The organism is Henriciella pelagia (assembly GCF_002088945.1).
In the GTDB taxonomy this organism is placed as follows: Bacteria; Pseudomonadota; Alphaproteobacteria; order Caulobacterales; family Hyphomonadaceae; genus Henriciella; species Henriciella pelagia.
Map to the genome: position 1 here is coordinate 418367 of NZ_NCSU01000007.1, position 13662 is coordinate 432028.

Sequence of the window (13662 nt, forward strand, 5' to 3'; positions counted from 1 at the left end):
AATTGATAGCACGCATCGCTTTAACTGCGGCTCGCCGGAAATGTGAATCTGTAAAGAATTCAGCAAGTTCTGCTTTACCAAGCCGTAAGCAGAAGCTGCCAGATTGTTCATGACTGAGGGGGAGCGCTGATGGTGCTCCGGTTACTGGACCAAACAGGGTAGATTTATGAAAGTACTATGGATCGAGGATCACGAGCCGGTCAGAGACATGCTGGCGATTGCGGCCGACAAGGCCGCGCGGGCCCGCGTCCAGATTGATCTTGTCCTTGCACCAACCCTGATGGAAGCCGAGCGCCGCCTGCGCCTTGAGCGCTTCGACCTCGTTGTCACCGAACTGACCCTGCCGGACAGCTATGATGGCGACATGACCATCGCCCGTATTGCGAATATGGGCCGTCACCGTATCGCGGTTTCGAGCGCCCATGCCGACCGCGACAAGATCGTCGCAACCGCTGTGCGGTGCGGCTGCAACATCGCCCCTGAGCCCGTCTTCAAGGCGAAACTGGCCTATAACCGCTTCATCCAGCGCCCTGAAACCATGCTTGATTTCTTCTTCGAGCAGATGGAAGCGCAGGCCCGGCCGCAAATCGCAGCCGCATAAGGCGATTTTCTTCAGAAAACGTCATGCGCTCAATGGAAAGCTGCGCTAGGGCAGAGTCATGGAGCAGTTTTCCCTCTACCCCGCCACGCTGACACTGATCGCTGTCAACGTCGCCGCTAGCGTTTTCGGCTGGTCAAATCCGCAATTTCAGGCGGCCAACATGTTCCATGTCGGCCCGATCCGTCAGAACCGCGAATACCACCGCATGCTGACGTCGGGCTTCCTGCATGTTGGTGTCTTTCACCTGCTCATAAACATGTTCGTGCTGTTCCAGTTCGGCGCGACCATCGAGTACAGCGTCGGCACGACAAACTTCCTGATCATCTATTTCGCCTCGCTGGTCGGCGGCAGTCTCTGGGCCTATTTGGAAAACTTCCGCAACCCGGACTATCGCGCCGTGGGGGCGTCTGGCGCGGTTTCCGGCGTTCTCCTCGCCTACTGCCTGTTCTGGCCCTTCTCCCTGCTCTACATCTTCATGATTATCCCGATGCCAGCGGTCCTGTTTGCTGTGCTCTTTATCCTGATCAGCGCAACCCTTGCCGGCCGCGAGAACCGCATCATCGGCCACGAAGCGCATATTGGCGGCGCCCTGTTCGGCCTCGTCATGACCATGATCGTCGTGCCGGATTCACTCGGCATCTTTGCCGGGCAGATCGCAGCCCTGTTTGGTGGAAGCTGAGCCCGGGCATGAGCGTCGAAACCGCCTATCGCCGCCGGATCGAGAACGGCAAGCTCATCGAGGACCCCTCGCAGCTTGAAGCCGCCCGCAGGCTGGACAGCGTCCTGGACCGGCTGAAGAATGCCGGGTCGGGCGGCCTGTTCCGCAAGGCGCCACATATTCGCGGGCTCTATATGTGGGGCGGCGTCGGGCGCGGCAAGTCGATGCTGATGGACCTTTTCCATGAGCTTTCGCCCGTCGCGTCCAAGCGCGTCCACTTCCACGAGTTCATGGGCCGCGTGCAGGACGAGATGAACATCTGGCGCGAGATGAGCGACACCGAGCGCCGCCGCGCCGCGCACCGTGTCCGCAAGGCCGGAAATGACCCGATCGCCCCAGTGGCGAAACTCATCGCCTCAGAGGCGAAACTCCTCTGTTTCGACGAATTCCAGGTCACGCAGATCGCCGATGCGATGATCCTCGGCCGCCTGTTCGAGGAGCTGTTCGAGCGCCGCGTCACCGTCGTCGCAACCTCCAACCGCCATCCTGACGATCTCTACAAGAACGGCCTCAACCGCCAGCTCTTCCTGCCCTTCATCGACATCATCAAGGACAATTGCGACGTCTTCCACCTCGCTTCGGAGCGCGATTACCGGCTGGAACGGCTGAAGGAAGCGCCGGTCTGGCACGTGCTGACAGGCGATGAGGCCGAGGCACGGCTTGATAAAGCCTTCGACCGCCTCACCCTCGGCGCGCACCCCAATCAGTGCTTCCTGCACATCAAGGGCCGCAAGCTTCTGGTTCCTCGTGAAGCGGCCGGCGTCGCCCGCTTCACCTTTGACGAATTGTGCGCCCGCCCACTCGGCTCGCGCGACTATCTCACCATTGCTGCCAATTTCCACACCGTGCTGCTGGACGACATCCCGAAGCTGACCCAGGACAAGCGCAATGAAGCGGCCCGTTTCGTCTCGCTGATCGACGCATTGTACGAGGCACGCGTAAAGCTTGTCGCCACAGCGGCGGCAGAGGCCGATGATCTCTACCCGGCCGGCGATGGCAGTTTCGAGTTCCAGCGCACAGCAAGCCGCCTGCACGAGATGCGGTCCGAAGACTATCTCGCGCTCGAACACCGCGTGCCGCCGCGCGCCGAAAAATCAGAAACTGGCAACGATGAACGCCCCGACGGCAAGGCCTGAATCGGTAACATCCACGATCTGGCCGTTCTCTATCCGGTCGGCAAAGCTGTCCTGATTGGCCACTTCGAACCTTGCGAACCCGCCAATTTCGGCCCGGTCGCCGACGGGGCGAAGCGTGCCGATCTCGACCCCGCCATAAGACCGCGTCTCCGAGCCGTCGCCGGGTTCGACAAATCCCAGCCGCCCGATGAGATAGCTGGTCCAGTTGCCGGCATCCCATTCGGGCCCGGCTGTGACTTCCAGCCCATAGTCCTCGAATTCGGCATCATAGAAGCCGGCGAGTGTCGGGTTAAGCGGGGCATCGAAGCCAATCTCACCAGCCAGCTCCAGGCTTGGCTCGTCACCTATGCCGGGATAAGTCAGCCAGTTCGCCGACACATCAGCGGCATACCCTTCGCCTTCCCAGGCATAACCCACCGTATAGTCAAACTCGTCGGCAAATGCTTCCTGATCCTGGCCGAACGGCGTCAGCCGGTACACAGCGGCATAGACCTCGCCGGCCCCGACAGCGACATCCGCACCAATTGCAATTTCGAGGCTCGGTCCGCCGATCTGCTCGCCGCGGTCAATGACGGAAGAAGAAACGATGGCTTCGGAAAAATAGCCGATCTCCGCGGCGGCTTCCGCCACCGGTAGTGTGCCCAGTATGATTGACCCGGCCAGACGCATCATCGAACTCCCTGAATATTGATCTGCCTTGAACCTAGCGGTCATGGCCATGCGGCAAAACCGCGTGACCTGAAATCGGCAGAATCTTACCCATTTGCGAAAGTCGACAACAAAAAACCCCGCCATTTCCGGCGGGGTTTGCTGTCTGATGGAGTCAGATAAGGCTTACACGAAGCCTTTGAACTTGTCCTTGAAGCGCGACACGCGGCCACCGCGGTCAAGCTGCTGAGTGCCGCCGGTCCAGGCCGGGTGGGAGCTGGAATCGATGTCCAGAACCAGCTTGTCGCCTTCCTTGCCGTAGGTCGAACGGGTCTGGTACTCGGTACCGTCCGTCATCACGACGGTAATGAAGTGGTAATCGGGATGGCCTTCGGCTTTCATCGTCTCTATTCCTTGCGGGTCAGCGGCCGGCACCTGCGCGGTTTGGCCTCTGTGAAAATCGGAAAGCGGCGTCTTAGTAGAAAGAGACCGCGCCCGCAAGGGGGTCGCCGCAATCAAGGTGTAATGGGATGAGTGACACGAGCAGCCAGACCGTCGACGACCGCCGCGAGACCGGTCCCGAGCGCGCAGGCGAGAACCGCCCCAAGGGCCGCAGCATCAAGCCGCTCGCCCTGCTCTGGCCGTATGTGAAGCGCCATATCGGTCTCGTCTTCGTGGCCGCTGTCTTCCTTGTCGTCGCCGCGCTTTCCGCGCTCACCATCCCGTACCTGTTCGGGCAGGCGGTCGATGCCGGCCAGGGCGGGCAGAGCGGCGCTCAGCTTCTCGACACGATTGACCGGTACTTCTTCTACGTCCTCGCCGCGGCAGTCGCGATGGGCATTCTCTCGGCGTTGCGCTTCTACTTCGTTTCGCGCTTCGGCGAGCGCGTCGCCGCAGACCTGCGCACCGACCTCTATTCAAAGCTGCTCAGCCTCAGCCCGCGTTTTCACGCCAATATCCGCTCTGGCGAGGCAGTGTCGCGCCTCACCGCGGACGTCTCCCTGATCGAGACCTTCCTCGGCTCATCGGCCTCGCTCGCGACCCGCACCATCCTGTCCACTGTCGGTGCCATCATCATGATGCTGGTCACCAACTGGCAGCTTGGCGGCACGCTCCTCCTGATGATCCCGCTCGCCATGTTCCCGGTCATGTTCATCGGCCGCATCATTCGCGGGGCCTCCAACAAGGCGCAGACCAAGCTTGCAGACGCTGGCGCGCAGGCGGCTGAAGCACTCGATGCGATTGAGCTGGTACAGGCCTATGGCCAGGAAAAGCAACGCCAGGCGTCCTTTACCACCGCAGCTGAAGAGGTGTTCAGGGCCGCGCTGAAGCGCATCACCGCCCGCGCCTTCATGATCCTCGCCGTTTCCATCATGCTGCTCGGCGGCATGGTCGGCATACTCTGGCTCGGTGCGCGCTCTGTCGCCAATGGAAACATGACGCCGGGCGAGCTCACCCAGATGATCCTCTACGCCTTCTATGCCGGGTCCGGCTTCGGCATGCTGGCGGAAGTCTGGGGTGAGGTGATGCGTGCAGCCGGCGCTGCAGACCGTGCGACCGAAATCCTGAACGAGAGACCGGAAATCCGCGCCCCCGCCACCATTGTGCCAACCGCCCCGGACCATCGAGGCCATCTCGTCTTCGATCGGGTCAACTTTTCCTATGGTCAGGCCGATGCGCCCGCCCTGAAGGACTTCTCCCTTGATGTGCGGCCCGGCGAATTCGTCGCGCTGGTTGGCCCCTCCGGCGCTGGCAAATCGACGGTGTTCCGGCTCGCACTCCGCCTGTTCGATCCGCAATCGGGCCGCATCCTCGTCGATGATGTCGCCGCCACTGACACAGACCCGGCGCTCTGGCGCGCGCAATTTGCCTATGCCCCTCAGGAATCGGCGCTCTTCACCGGCACGGCCCGCGAGAACATCGCCTTCGGTGCGCTGGGGGCGGTCAGCGACAAGCAGCTCATCAAGGCCGCCACAATGGCCGAGGCGTGGCGCTTCCTTGAGGAGAAAGGCGGCCTCGACGCCAATATCGGCCAGAAGGGCCGTAGTCTCTCCGGCGGCCAGCGCCAGCGCGTCGCGCTTGCCCGCGCGCTCGTGCGTGAAGCGCCGATCCTGCTGCTCGATGAGGCGACGTCGGCGCTTGACAGTGAAAGCGAAGGCCTCGTCCAGAAGGCCATCGCCACCGCTGCCGAAGGCCGCTCCACCCTGGTCATCGCGCACCGGCTCTCGACCATCCGGCGCGCCACCCGCATTGTCGTGATGGATGATGGCCGCATCGTCGAAGAAGGCAGCCACGATACGCTCGTGGCAAAGGGCGGGCTGTATGCGCGACTGGCCGAGATGCAGTTTGCCGCCGCCGCGGCGGAGTGAGCCCCACCCCGACCCTCCCCAAGAGGGAGGGGGATGACGTCATGCCAACATGCTCGTCTTGTGCCAGTGGTCTCATGGTTCGACTTCGCTCACCATGTCGACCTGATGCAATGTATAAATAAGCCCGACATGGTGAGCGAAGTCGAACCATCTCGGGCGGATGAGTGCAGGCGGCTGCGGTGTCCGCCCCTCCCCGTTTATCCTGAGCCTGTCGAAGGAGGGAGGGTCGGGGGGGCGATTTTATTCCCCGAAAGCCTTCGCCTTGCGCAGGCGCTCTTTCAATTTCGGCATCAGCGCTTCATTCGCAGCGATAATATTACCCGTCGTCTGTACGTCGCCGCCATCGATCTCGTCCACGAGACCGCCCGCTTCGCGCACCAGCACGATACCTGCTGCGATGTCCCAGGCCTTGAGGCCCCGTTCCCAGAAGCCGTCAAATCGGCCCGCTGCGACATAGGCCAGGTCCAGCGCCGCCGAACCATACCGGCGAATGCCGGCTGTCACCGGCGTCAGCGATGCGATCTCCTGCGCGAACTGGCGGTGCGAAGCCTCGCCCTTGCCAATCCACGGTGTACCGGTCGCGAAGACGCCTTCTTCGAGCCGCTTGCGACTGGCTACGAAGAGCTTGCGTTGGTCGAGCCAGGCGCCGCGGCCCGTCTCGGCCCAGAAGATCTCGTTCTTGGCGACATCATAGACCACACCGGTCAGCAGCTTGCCTTCGCGCTCCAGCGCGATCGACACCGCATAGTGCGGCTGGCCATGCAGGAAGTTCAGCGTCCCGTCCAGCGGGTCGACAATGAACCGGTTGGACTTGTCGGTTCCTTCGACAATACCGCGCTCTTCCATGACGAAGCCATAGCCGGGCCGTGCCTTGGACAGGCTGTCAAAGATGATCTCCTCTGCGCGGTGATCGGCATTCGAAACGAAATCCGCCGGTCCCTTCTTGGAGATCTGCAAATTCTCCACCTCGCCAAAGTCGCGCGCCAGCGATCGTCCGGCGAGCCGGGCGGCATTGATCATCACGGTTCCGACGGGGGAGGGTTTCGACATGTCAGTTCCTAGTCGGCGCGGCGAAGATAGGTGGTGTCGGAGGTCTGCACGACAATGCGTTCACCCTGGCCGACAAAAGGCGGGACCATGACGCGAATGCCATTCTCGCAGGTCGCCGGCTTGAAGCTGTTGGCGGCCGTCTGGCCTTTGACGACAGGTTCGGTTTCTTCAATCGTCAGGATGACCTGGTCCGGCAGGGAAATACCGATCGGCTTGTCCTCGTAGAATTCGATGACGACCGTCATGTCGCTCTGGAGGAAGGCTTCCTGGTCGCCGATGAAATCCTTCTGGATCTCGATCTGCTCATAATTTTCCTGGTTCATGAAGGCGTGCGCCTCACCCGCATCGTAGAGATAGGTATAGTCGCGCTGTTCAAGGCGGACCTTCTCAACGGTTTCCGAAGAGCGGAAACGCTCATTCAGTTTGGAACCATTGATGAGGTTGCGCAGCTCGACCTGGTTGAACGCACCGCCCTTGCCAGGCTTTACAGCGTTGGTCTTCACAGCGCGCCAGATCGAGCCCTGATGCTCGATGACATTTCCTGGCTTGATTTCGTTTCCGTTGATTTTGGCCATGCCTGATTTCCCGATTGGAGCCCGGCGCGCGGGGTAGCCGCCTACACCGGGCCGGTCAAGATGTCCCGGCAGGATCGCGGCAATAAGGAAGGGCTTTGGAATATGGGCCAATTGCGTTACCCATGTATTTCCGTTCACGAGAGCTAAGGGGGCATTTGATATGGATGGATTGCTGGGTCGCTTTTTGAGCTTCGACAAGATGATCACGGGAACGATCGTGAAATTCTTGTACTACATACTTCTCGCACTCGTCATTCTCGGCGGGATATTCTTCCTTCTGCAGAGCCTGTTCTCCGGCAATTTCGGAATGTTCCTTGGCGGCCTTATCCTGCTGCCACTGGCGATCATCTATGTCCGCATGATCTGCGAGATGTTCCTCGTCATTTTCCGGATCAGCGATAATCTGGCTGCGCTGCGGCAGATGAAAGAGAACGAGACCAAATAGGCCGCGCCGGATGCGGGCGGGCCTGAACTGACAGGATCGGGATGAACATCATTTCCAATTATCTCAGCTTCGAGAAGCCGATGGGTGAGGTTCTCACCAAATTCCTCTTCTATGTCGGCATTCTCCTCATCCTGTGGTGGGGGCTGCGCAGCCTCTGGCACTACATAACCTGGTTCGACAATGACTGGGACGAAGCCCTGTGGGGCGTGATCAAGACACCCTTCATCGTCATCCTGAAACTGCTGGCGCTGCGCGTCGCATCCGAATTCGTGCTGTCGGTGCTGAGACTGGACAAGCCGAAGGTCTAGCCCCCCACGCCGATCCTCCCCAAAGGGGAGGGGAATAACGTTTCGCCAAGCTGCTAACTTCAAGCGAGCGGCCTCATGGTTCGACTTCGCTCACCATGTCGGCCTATGAGACGTGGGAAGAAGCCCGACATGGTGAGCGAAGTCGAACCACTGGCGGGCGGATGCGTGCAAACATCTGAAGGCATCGCTCCCTCCCCCCTCATCCTGAGCTTGCCGAAGGATGGGGAGGGCCCACGGTGGGGCCTTAAAACTCAGTGACCGCCTCATCGAGCGCTGCATTGAATGCCGCCACTGCCGCCTTCGCTCCGCCCGGATGCGACCACACCGCTGAGCTCACCGCCACAAAATCGGCACCAGCCAGCGAAATCGCCTTCGCACGCTCAGCCGTGATCCCGCCAATCGCGACGCAGGGAATTTCCATCACCGCCTGCCACCATTCCAGCAATTCCGGCTCTGCCGGCACCGTGTCTACCTTGGTCTCGGTCGGAAAGAATGCCCCGAACGCGACATAATCCGCGCCCTGCTCACCGGCCTCCATCGCGACATGGCGGGAATTCTTCGCCGTCGCACCAATGATCAGATCCTTGCCGAGCCGTTTGCGCGCATCTTTCACGCGCATGTCAGAGTGCCCGAGATGAACGCCGTCCGCGCCAACCGCCTCGCATATATCGACGCTGTCATTAATGATCAGCGCCACATCACGCGACCTGCAGATCGGCAGCACGGTCTCGGCCACGCGCCTTGTCGCCTCCACATCGAGGACATCGCCCGGCTTGATCCGCACCTGCAGGCAGGCCACATCGCCGCCGTCCAGGGCGTTCTCAAGGTCTCGCGCAAAGCCTGCCACGTCCGACACAATGGGCGGCGTGATCAGATAGAGGCGCGTGCGCTGGCGGTTTGGCTCGGTCATTGCGCTCTCCTAGACCGGCCCGCCGCGCCAGAAAAGCCTTCGCCGCCATCCGCCGTCAGTTTGCACTTGCATATAGCGCGCTATCGCGACAGTGTGACCACTGAACCGGGCTGCTGAGACCCGGCCCTGGAGGACACAATGAAGATATTCGCCGCCGCGCTCGGCCTTGCCGCTCTCGCCGCCTGCACCACGGCGCCCGCCCCCGAAACAGAGGCCACAAGTTCGACGCCGCGTGCCGCATCCCTGTCTGCTATCGGTATCGGCGTCTCGGACCTTCAGGCCTCGAACACCTTCTATACCGAGGCGCTCGGCATGGAGTATGTCACCGAGTTCAAGCTTTCTTACATGGATGAGATCGTCCTGCGCTTCCCGGCTGGCGGCAGCGCTATCGTGCTGATGGAATGGACCGATGGCAGCGAGCGGACACTGGGCTCGAACGGCATGAAGATCGTCGTGCGCTCACCCGATCCAGCCGCCATGGCTGACAGGATCAGGGCTGCTGGCGGCGAAATCATCCGCTATCCCGAGCCTGTCCCCGAAGTCGGCGGCGCGATTGTCGGCTTTGCAAAGGATCCGGACGGCTACCTGCTGGAACTGTTGCCGAACCTCTAGGACAGGGTCATTTTTCAGTCACCGAGCGCACCCCGACGACGAACATGCCAATGCCGGCCAGTGCGCAGATGCCTCCGACGATCGGCCTGTCACCTGCGAACACAGTCAGCAGGCCGCCTCCCGCGACAATGATGCCGATATACATCAGGCGGGCCGGTTGATGATCCGTTCCTTGCTGGCCGGATGCCTGGCCAGCGCCTTGCCCTTGCGCAGTGGGCGCGGATAGAAACCGCCACCGCAATTGGGGCAGGTGCCCTTGTGAACATTGCGCCCACAATCCTTGCAGAAGGTGCATTCAAAGGAACAGATAACGGCGCCCGGCTCATCGGCCGGCAGGTCTTTTCCGCAGGTTTCGCAACAGGGACGCATTTCGAGCATGGCCAGAGCCTACGGCAATTGCCCTGCCCCGTCATGATAAAGGCGGCCCCGAAAGGCCGCCTTTTCACTTAAATATTTGTCACGCGATGAAGCGGCAATCAGCCGGCCTTGGAGGCCTGGTAAATGCTGTCGATCGAGCTTGCGAGCGTCGCATTGAACGCCTCATCGCTCTGCTGGGCTGACAGGCCTTCGGTCAGCGCGCGGGAGAAACTCGCAATCATGCCGGTGTTCTGCGACAGGCGATTGTTGGCCTCTTCGCGCGAATAGCCTCCGGACAGCGCGACGACCCGCATCACGCGCGGATGGTCAATCAACGGCTTGTAGAGGTTTGCCTTCTCCGGAAGCGTCAGCTTTAGCATGACTTTCTGGTCAGCGCCGAGCGCGTCGAGTTGCGTCTTGATTTCCTTCAGCAGGATCTCCTCGGCCTCCGCCTTGTCAGAGATCGAGATGGTGACTTCCGGTTCGATGATCGGAACGAGGCCATGGCCGAGAATCTGGCGGCCGACATCGAATTGCTGGTGCACGACAGCAGAGATGCCCGCAGGGTTCGCCGCATTGATGACAGAGCGCATCTTGGTGCCGAAAATGCCTTTCGACACGGCTTTTTCCAGCAGCGCATCGAGGTCCGGCATCGGTTTCATCACCTGGACGCCGTCTTTCTCGTCCGCGAGGCCCTTGTCGACCTTGAGGAATGGGACGACGCCGCATTCATTCCAGAGATAGGTCGCCGTCGGCGTGCCATCGATATCGCCATCCATGGTGCGCTCGAACAGGATCGCGCCCATCACCTTTTCGCCATTGAAGGCCGGGGATTTGATGATCCGCGCCCGCATCTCATGGATCAGGCTGAACATTTCCTCATCATTCGAATAGGCATCCTCATTCACGCCATACAGGCGCAGCGCCTTCGGCGTTGATCCGCCCGACTGGTCGAGCGCCGCGATAAATCCGGCTTTCTCGCTCGCCTGTTTCATCATTTCAGTGTTTGCCATGAATTTACTTCCCCTAGTGTTTCAAGGCTTCAACGCCCGGTAGCGCCTTGCCCTCCATCCATTCAAGAAATGCACCGCCGGCGGTGGAGACGAAGGTAAAGTCCTCGCCCGCGCCCGCATGGTTCAGTGCTGCAACTGTATCGCCGCCCCCGGCGACTGCGATCAGGTCGCCAGCTTTCGCGCGGCTCGCGGCTGCTCGCGCCGCAGCGACGGTCGCGGCATCGAACGGCGTAATCTCGAACGCACCAAGCGGGCCGTTCCACACTAGCGTCTTCGCCCGGTCCATTGCCGCTTCGAGGCCTTCGACCGTCCGCGGGCCCGCATCAAGGATCATCTCGTCCTCTGCGACATCAGCGGCAGCGCAGGTCCGGTTCTCGGCATTGGCCGCAAATTCCTTTGCGACGACGACGTCAACCGGCAGCAGGATCTCACAACCTGCCGCCTTCGCATTTTCCTCGATCTTGCGGCACGTATCGGCAAGGTCATGCTCACAGAGTGACTTGCCCACTTTGACACCGCGCGCGGCGAGGAAGGTGTTCGCCATGCCCCCGCCAATCGCCAGCATGTCCACTTTCGAGACAAGATTCTTCAGAAGGTCGATCTTGGACGAGACTTTCGCCCCGCCGACCACGGCCAGCACGGGACGCTCCGGCGACCCGAGCGCCGCATTCAGCGCATCAAGTTCACGCTCCATTGACTTGCCCGCATAGGCCGGCAGGCGGCGCGCGAGCCCCTCGGTCGACACGTGCGCGCGGTGGGCCGCTGAGAAGGCATCATTCACATAGACATCGCCGAGCTTTGCCATCTCGTCGGCAAGCTCCGGACTGTTCTTTTCCTCGCCAGGCTTGAAGCGGGTATTCTCCAGCAGGACAACGCCCCCGCCCTGGATCGAATGAATCGCATTCATCGCCGTCTCGCCGACGCAGTCTTCAGCAAAGGCGACCGGCGCGCCAAGCACTGTTGCAAAGGCATCCGCGACAGGTCGCAGACTCATTTCCGGCTTCACTTCACCCTTTGGGCGTCCAAAATGCGCGAGCAGCGCCACTTTCGCACCCTTGCCAGAGAGGGCCTGGACCGTATCGAGCGCAGCCCGCAGGCGCGTATCGTCGGTCACCTCACCCGCATCATTCATCGGTACGTTGAAATCAACCCGCACCAGCGCTGTCTTGCCGGCGAGGCCGTCTGCGTCTTCGAGCCTGTTGAAGTCTGCCATTGTCTAGTCTCCATCCTTGCGGAATACCGCCCGCAGCAATGCCGCCGGGCCGGTATGATATTTTCCTTCGCTGAGCGTCTCGACTCCGGTCCAGAAGGCGAGGCTCTCTAGCGTTTCGAAGTCGGCCTGGATCATGCCAGCGGCATAGAGCATCTCTACATCGGCAGGCCCGCCTGACTGATATCGCTCCTGATAGGCGATTTGTTCCGGTGAAAAGCCTTCCATGAACAGCAGTCCGCCCGGCTTCAGCGTACGCGCATAGAGCGCATGCAGCTTCGGGCGGGCATGCGGCGGCATGTGCGCGAACATGGACGCGACAATGTCGAAGCCGGCCTCCGGCCAGTCCCATTCGAACAGATTGGCCTCGACGGTACGAACCTTCACGCCATGGCATTCGGCCAGGGCTTCAGTCTTGGCGAGGCCGAGGTCCGACATGTCGACCGCCGTCACATCAAGGCCCAGCCGGGCAAGAAAGACGGCGTCTCGCCCTTCTCCGCAAGCCGGAACAAGCGCTGTCCCGCCAGTCTCTTCGATGACGTCGCGCCAGGCCATCAGCAGACGGCTGGCGCGGTCACCATAGGCGAAATCTTCTCCGGAAAACCGGTCATCCCAGAATGATTTGGGAAGGGGCGGTTCCATGAGCGCGCTACTCCGTTCGCCGCTCCCTAGATGAATTTCGACATCGCAATGGCCGTGTCGCTCATACGGGTCGAGAAGCCCCACTCATTGTCATACCAGGACAGGACAGAGCACAGCGTGCCGTCCATCACCTTGGTCTGGTCGGTGTGGAACACCGAAGAGTGCGGGTTGTGATTGAAGTCGATCGACACGTTCTTCACGTCCGTATAGCCGAGCACGCCTTTCAGCGGGCCGTTGGCGGCGGCGCGGATCGCGTCATTGATCTCTTCGACTGTGGTGGCGCGCTTGGCGATGAATTTCAGATCGACCACAGACACGTTCGGGGTCGGCACGCGGATCGCGAAGCCGTCGAGCTTGCCATTCAGTTCCGGAAGGACGAGGCCGACAGCCTTTGCCGCCCCGGTCGAGGTCGGGATCATCGAGGTCGCTGCTGCGCGGCCGCGATAGAGATCCTTGTGCATCGTATCGAGCGTTGGCTGGTCACCGGTATAGGAGTGGATCGTCGTCATCATGCCTTTTTCGATGCCGATCGTGTCGTTCAGCACCTTGGCGACAGGCGAGAGGCAGTTCGTCGTGCACGAGGCATTGGAGACAACCATGTCGTCGCCGGTCAGCGTGTCATGGTTCACGCCATAGACGATGGTCTTGTCCGCGCCGGAGGCTGGTGCAGACACGAGAACGCGCTTGGCACCGGCTGTGAGGTGCATCGACGCCTTTTCCTTGTCGGTGAAGATGCCGGTACATTCCATCGCAATGTCGACATTGTTCGCGGCATGCGGCAGCTCTTTCGGGTCGCGGATCGCGGTCACCTTGAAGGACTGGCCACCAACCTTGATCGTGTCGCCTTCCACCGAAACATCCATCGGCAGCGTGCCGTGAACCGAGTCGAACTTCAGAAGGTGCGCATTGGTCTCAACGGGGCCCAGATCGTTGATTGCGACAACTTCAATGTCAGTGCGTCCGTTCTCCAGGATTGACCGAAGAACATTCCGGCCGATCCGGCCGAATCCGTTAATGGCGACACGAACAGCCATAGCTTATTCCTCCAAAATGGCGATTTGCGCCCGC

At 60.9% G+C, this 13662-nt stretch carries 18 protein-coding genes; 7 read left to right on the forward strand and 11 right to left on the reverse strand.

Annotated elements, in window-relative coordinates; all coding sequences use genetic code 11:
* The first annotated feature begins 166 nt into the window (after positions 1 to 166).
* From B8746_RS04715 to zapE, 3 genes are read left to right on the forward strand one after another with little or no spacing between them, the layout of a single operon-like run.
* Positions 167 to 601, forward strand: a complete 435-nt coding sequence (locus B8746_RS04715) for a DNA-binding transcriptional response regulator (RefSeq protein ID WP_084392074.1) — start codon at positions 167 to 169, stop codon at positions 599 to 601.
* A gap of 58 nt (positions 602 to 659) precedes the next feature.
* Entirely contained in the window at positions 660 to 1280 is a 621-nt protein-coding gene (locus B8746_RS04720) for a rhomboid family intramembrane serine protease (protein WP_084392075.1), read from the forward strand.
* Positions 1281 to 1288: 8 nt separating this feature from the next.
* Positions 1289 to 2455, forward strand: coding sequence for a cell division protein ZapE (gene zapE / locus B8746_RS04725; RefSeq protein ID WP_084392076.1), 1167 nt, complete (start codon positions 1289 to 1291; stop codon positions 2453 to 2455).
* On the opposite strand, the gene B8746_RS04730 is transcribed toward zapE, so the two are convergent.
* Positions 2414 to 3127 carry a hypothetical protein gene (locus B8746_RS04730; protein ID WP_084392077.1) on the reverse strand — a complete coding sequence of 238 codons (714 nt, stop codon included), beginning with the start codon at positions 3125 to 3127 and terminating at the stop codon, positions 2414 to 2416. The genes zapE and B8746_RS04730 overlap by 42 nt on opposite strands.
* A 162-nt stretch (positions 3128 to 3289) precedes the next feature.
* Positions 3290 to 3505 carry a 50S ribosomal protein L31 gene (rpmE, locus tag B8746_RS04735; protein WP_084392078.1) on the reverse strand — a complete coding sequence of 72 codons (216 nt, stop codon included), beginning with the start codon at positions 3503 to 3505 and terminating at the stop codon, positions 3290 to 3292.
* Positions 3506 to 3633: 128 nt separating this feature from the next.
* Between rpmE and B8746_RS04740 the strand changes: the two genes are divergently transcribed.
* Positions 3634 to 5472 (forward strand): ABC transporter transmembrane domain-containing protein, encoded by a 1839-nt coding sequence (locus tag B8746_RS04740; protein WP_084392079.1) that lies wholly within the window; start codon positions 3634 to 3636, stop codon positions 5470 to 5472.
* A gap of 240 nt (positions 5473 to 5712) precedes the next feature.
* Here B8746_RS04740 and B8746_RS04745 read toward each other — a convergent pair whose 3' ends face one another.
* A complete protein-coding gene (locus tag B8746_RS04745) occupies positions 5713 to 6522 on the reverse strand; it encodes an inositol monophosphatase family protein (RefSeq protein ID WP_084392080.1) in 810 nt (269 codons plus the stop codon).
* A gap of 8 nt (positions 6523 to 6530) precedes the next feature.
* Complete coding sequence (gene efp / locus B8746_RS04750; protein ID WP_084392081.1) at positions 6531 to 7097, reverse strand: elongation factor P; 567 nt, start codon at positions 7095 to 7097, stop codon at positions 6531 to 6533.
* A 160-nt stretch (positions 7098 to 7257) separates the two neighbouring features.
* Here efp and B8746_RS04755 point away from each other — a divergent pair, with 160 nt between their 5' ends.
* Together B8746_RS04755 and B8746_RS04760 are read left to right on the forward strand one after the other, a co-directional pair.
* Positions 7258 to 7542 carry a DUF4282 domain-containing protein gene (locus B8746_RS04755; RefSeq protein WP_084392082.1) on the forward strand — a complete coding sequence of 95 codons (285 nt, stop codon included), beginning with the start codon at positions 7258 to 7260 and terminating at the stop codon, positions 7540 to 7542.
* A gap of 41 nt (positions 7543 to 7583) precedes the next feature.
* A complete protein-coding gene (locus B8746_RS04760) occupies positions 7584 to 7850 on the forward strand; it encodes a DUF4282 domain-containing protein (RefSeq protein WP_084392083.1) in 267 nt (88 codons plus the stop codon).
* Positions 7851 to 8094: 244 nt separating this feature from the next.
* Here B8746_RS04760 and thiE read toward each other — a convergent pair whose 3' ends face one another.
* On the reverse strand, positions 8095 to 8760 hold the full coding sequence (gene thiE / locus B8746_RS04765; RefSeq protein ID WP_084392084.1) for a thiamine phosphate synthase: 666 nt from the start codon (positions 8758 to 8760) through the stop codon (positions 8095 to 8097).
* Positions 8761 to 8898: 138 nt separating this feature from the next.
* Here thiE and B8746_RS04770 point away from each other — a divergent pair, with 138 nt between their 5' ends.
* Positions 8899 to 9372 (forward strand): VOC family protein, encoded by a 474-nt coding sequence (locus B8746_RS04770; protein WP_084392085.1) that lies wholly within the window; start codon positions 8899 to 8901, stop codon positions 9370 to 9372.
* A 7-nt stretch (positions 9373 to 9379) separates the two neighbouring features.
* On the opposite strand, the gene B8746_RS17070 is transcribed toward B8746_RS04770, so the two are convergent.
* From B8746_RS17070 to gap, 6 genes are all read right to left on the reverse strand, one after another.
* Complete coding sequence (locus B8746_RS17070) at positions 9380 to 9517, reverse strand: hypothetical protein (protein WP_158084534.1); 138 nt, start codon at positions 9515 to 9517, stop codon at positions 9380 to 9382.
* The gene (locus B8746_RS04775) at positions 9517 to 9750 is read right to left on the reverse strand and encodes a DUF1272 domain-containing protein (RefSeq protein ID WP_084392086.1); all 234 of its coding nucleotides are present in this window, start codon (positions 9748 to 9750) and stop codon (positions 9517 to 9519) included. Before B8746_RS04775 ends, B8746_RS17070 begins: the two co-directional genes overlap by 1 nt.
* A gap of 98 nt (positions 9751 to 9848) precedes the next feature.
* A complete protein-coding gene (locus B8746_RS04780) occupies positions 9849 to 10742 on the reverse strand; it encodes a fructose bisphosphate aldolase (protein ID WP_084392087.1) in 894 nt (297 codons plus the stop codon).
* Between the two features lie 13 nt (positions 10743 to 10755).
* The gene (locus B8746_RS04785) at positions 10756 to 11955 is read right to left on the reverse strand and encodes a phosphoglycerate kinase (RefSeq protein WP_084392088.1); all 1200 of its coding nucleotides are present in this window, start codon (positions 11953 to 11955) and stop codon (positions 10756 to 10758) included.
* Between the two features lie 3 nt (positions 11956 to 11958).
* Positions 11959 to 12594, reverse strand: coding sequence for a class I SAM-dependent methyltransferase (locus B8746_RS04790; protein ID WP_084392089.1), 636 nt, complete (start codon positions 12592 to 12594; stop codon positions 11959 to 11961).
* Between the two features lie 26 nt (positions 12595 to 12620).
* Entirely contained in the window at positions 12621 to 13628 is a 1008-nt protein-coding gene (gene gap / locus B8746_RS04795) for a type I glyceraldehyde-3-phosphate dehydrogenase (protein ID WP_084392090.1), read from the reverse strand.
* Positions 13629 to 13662: the final 34 nt, after the last annotated feature.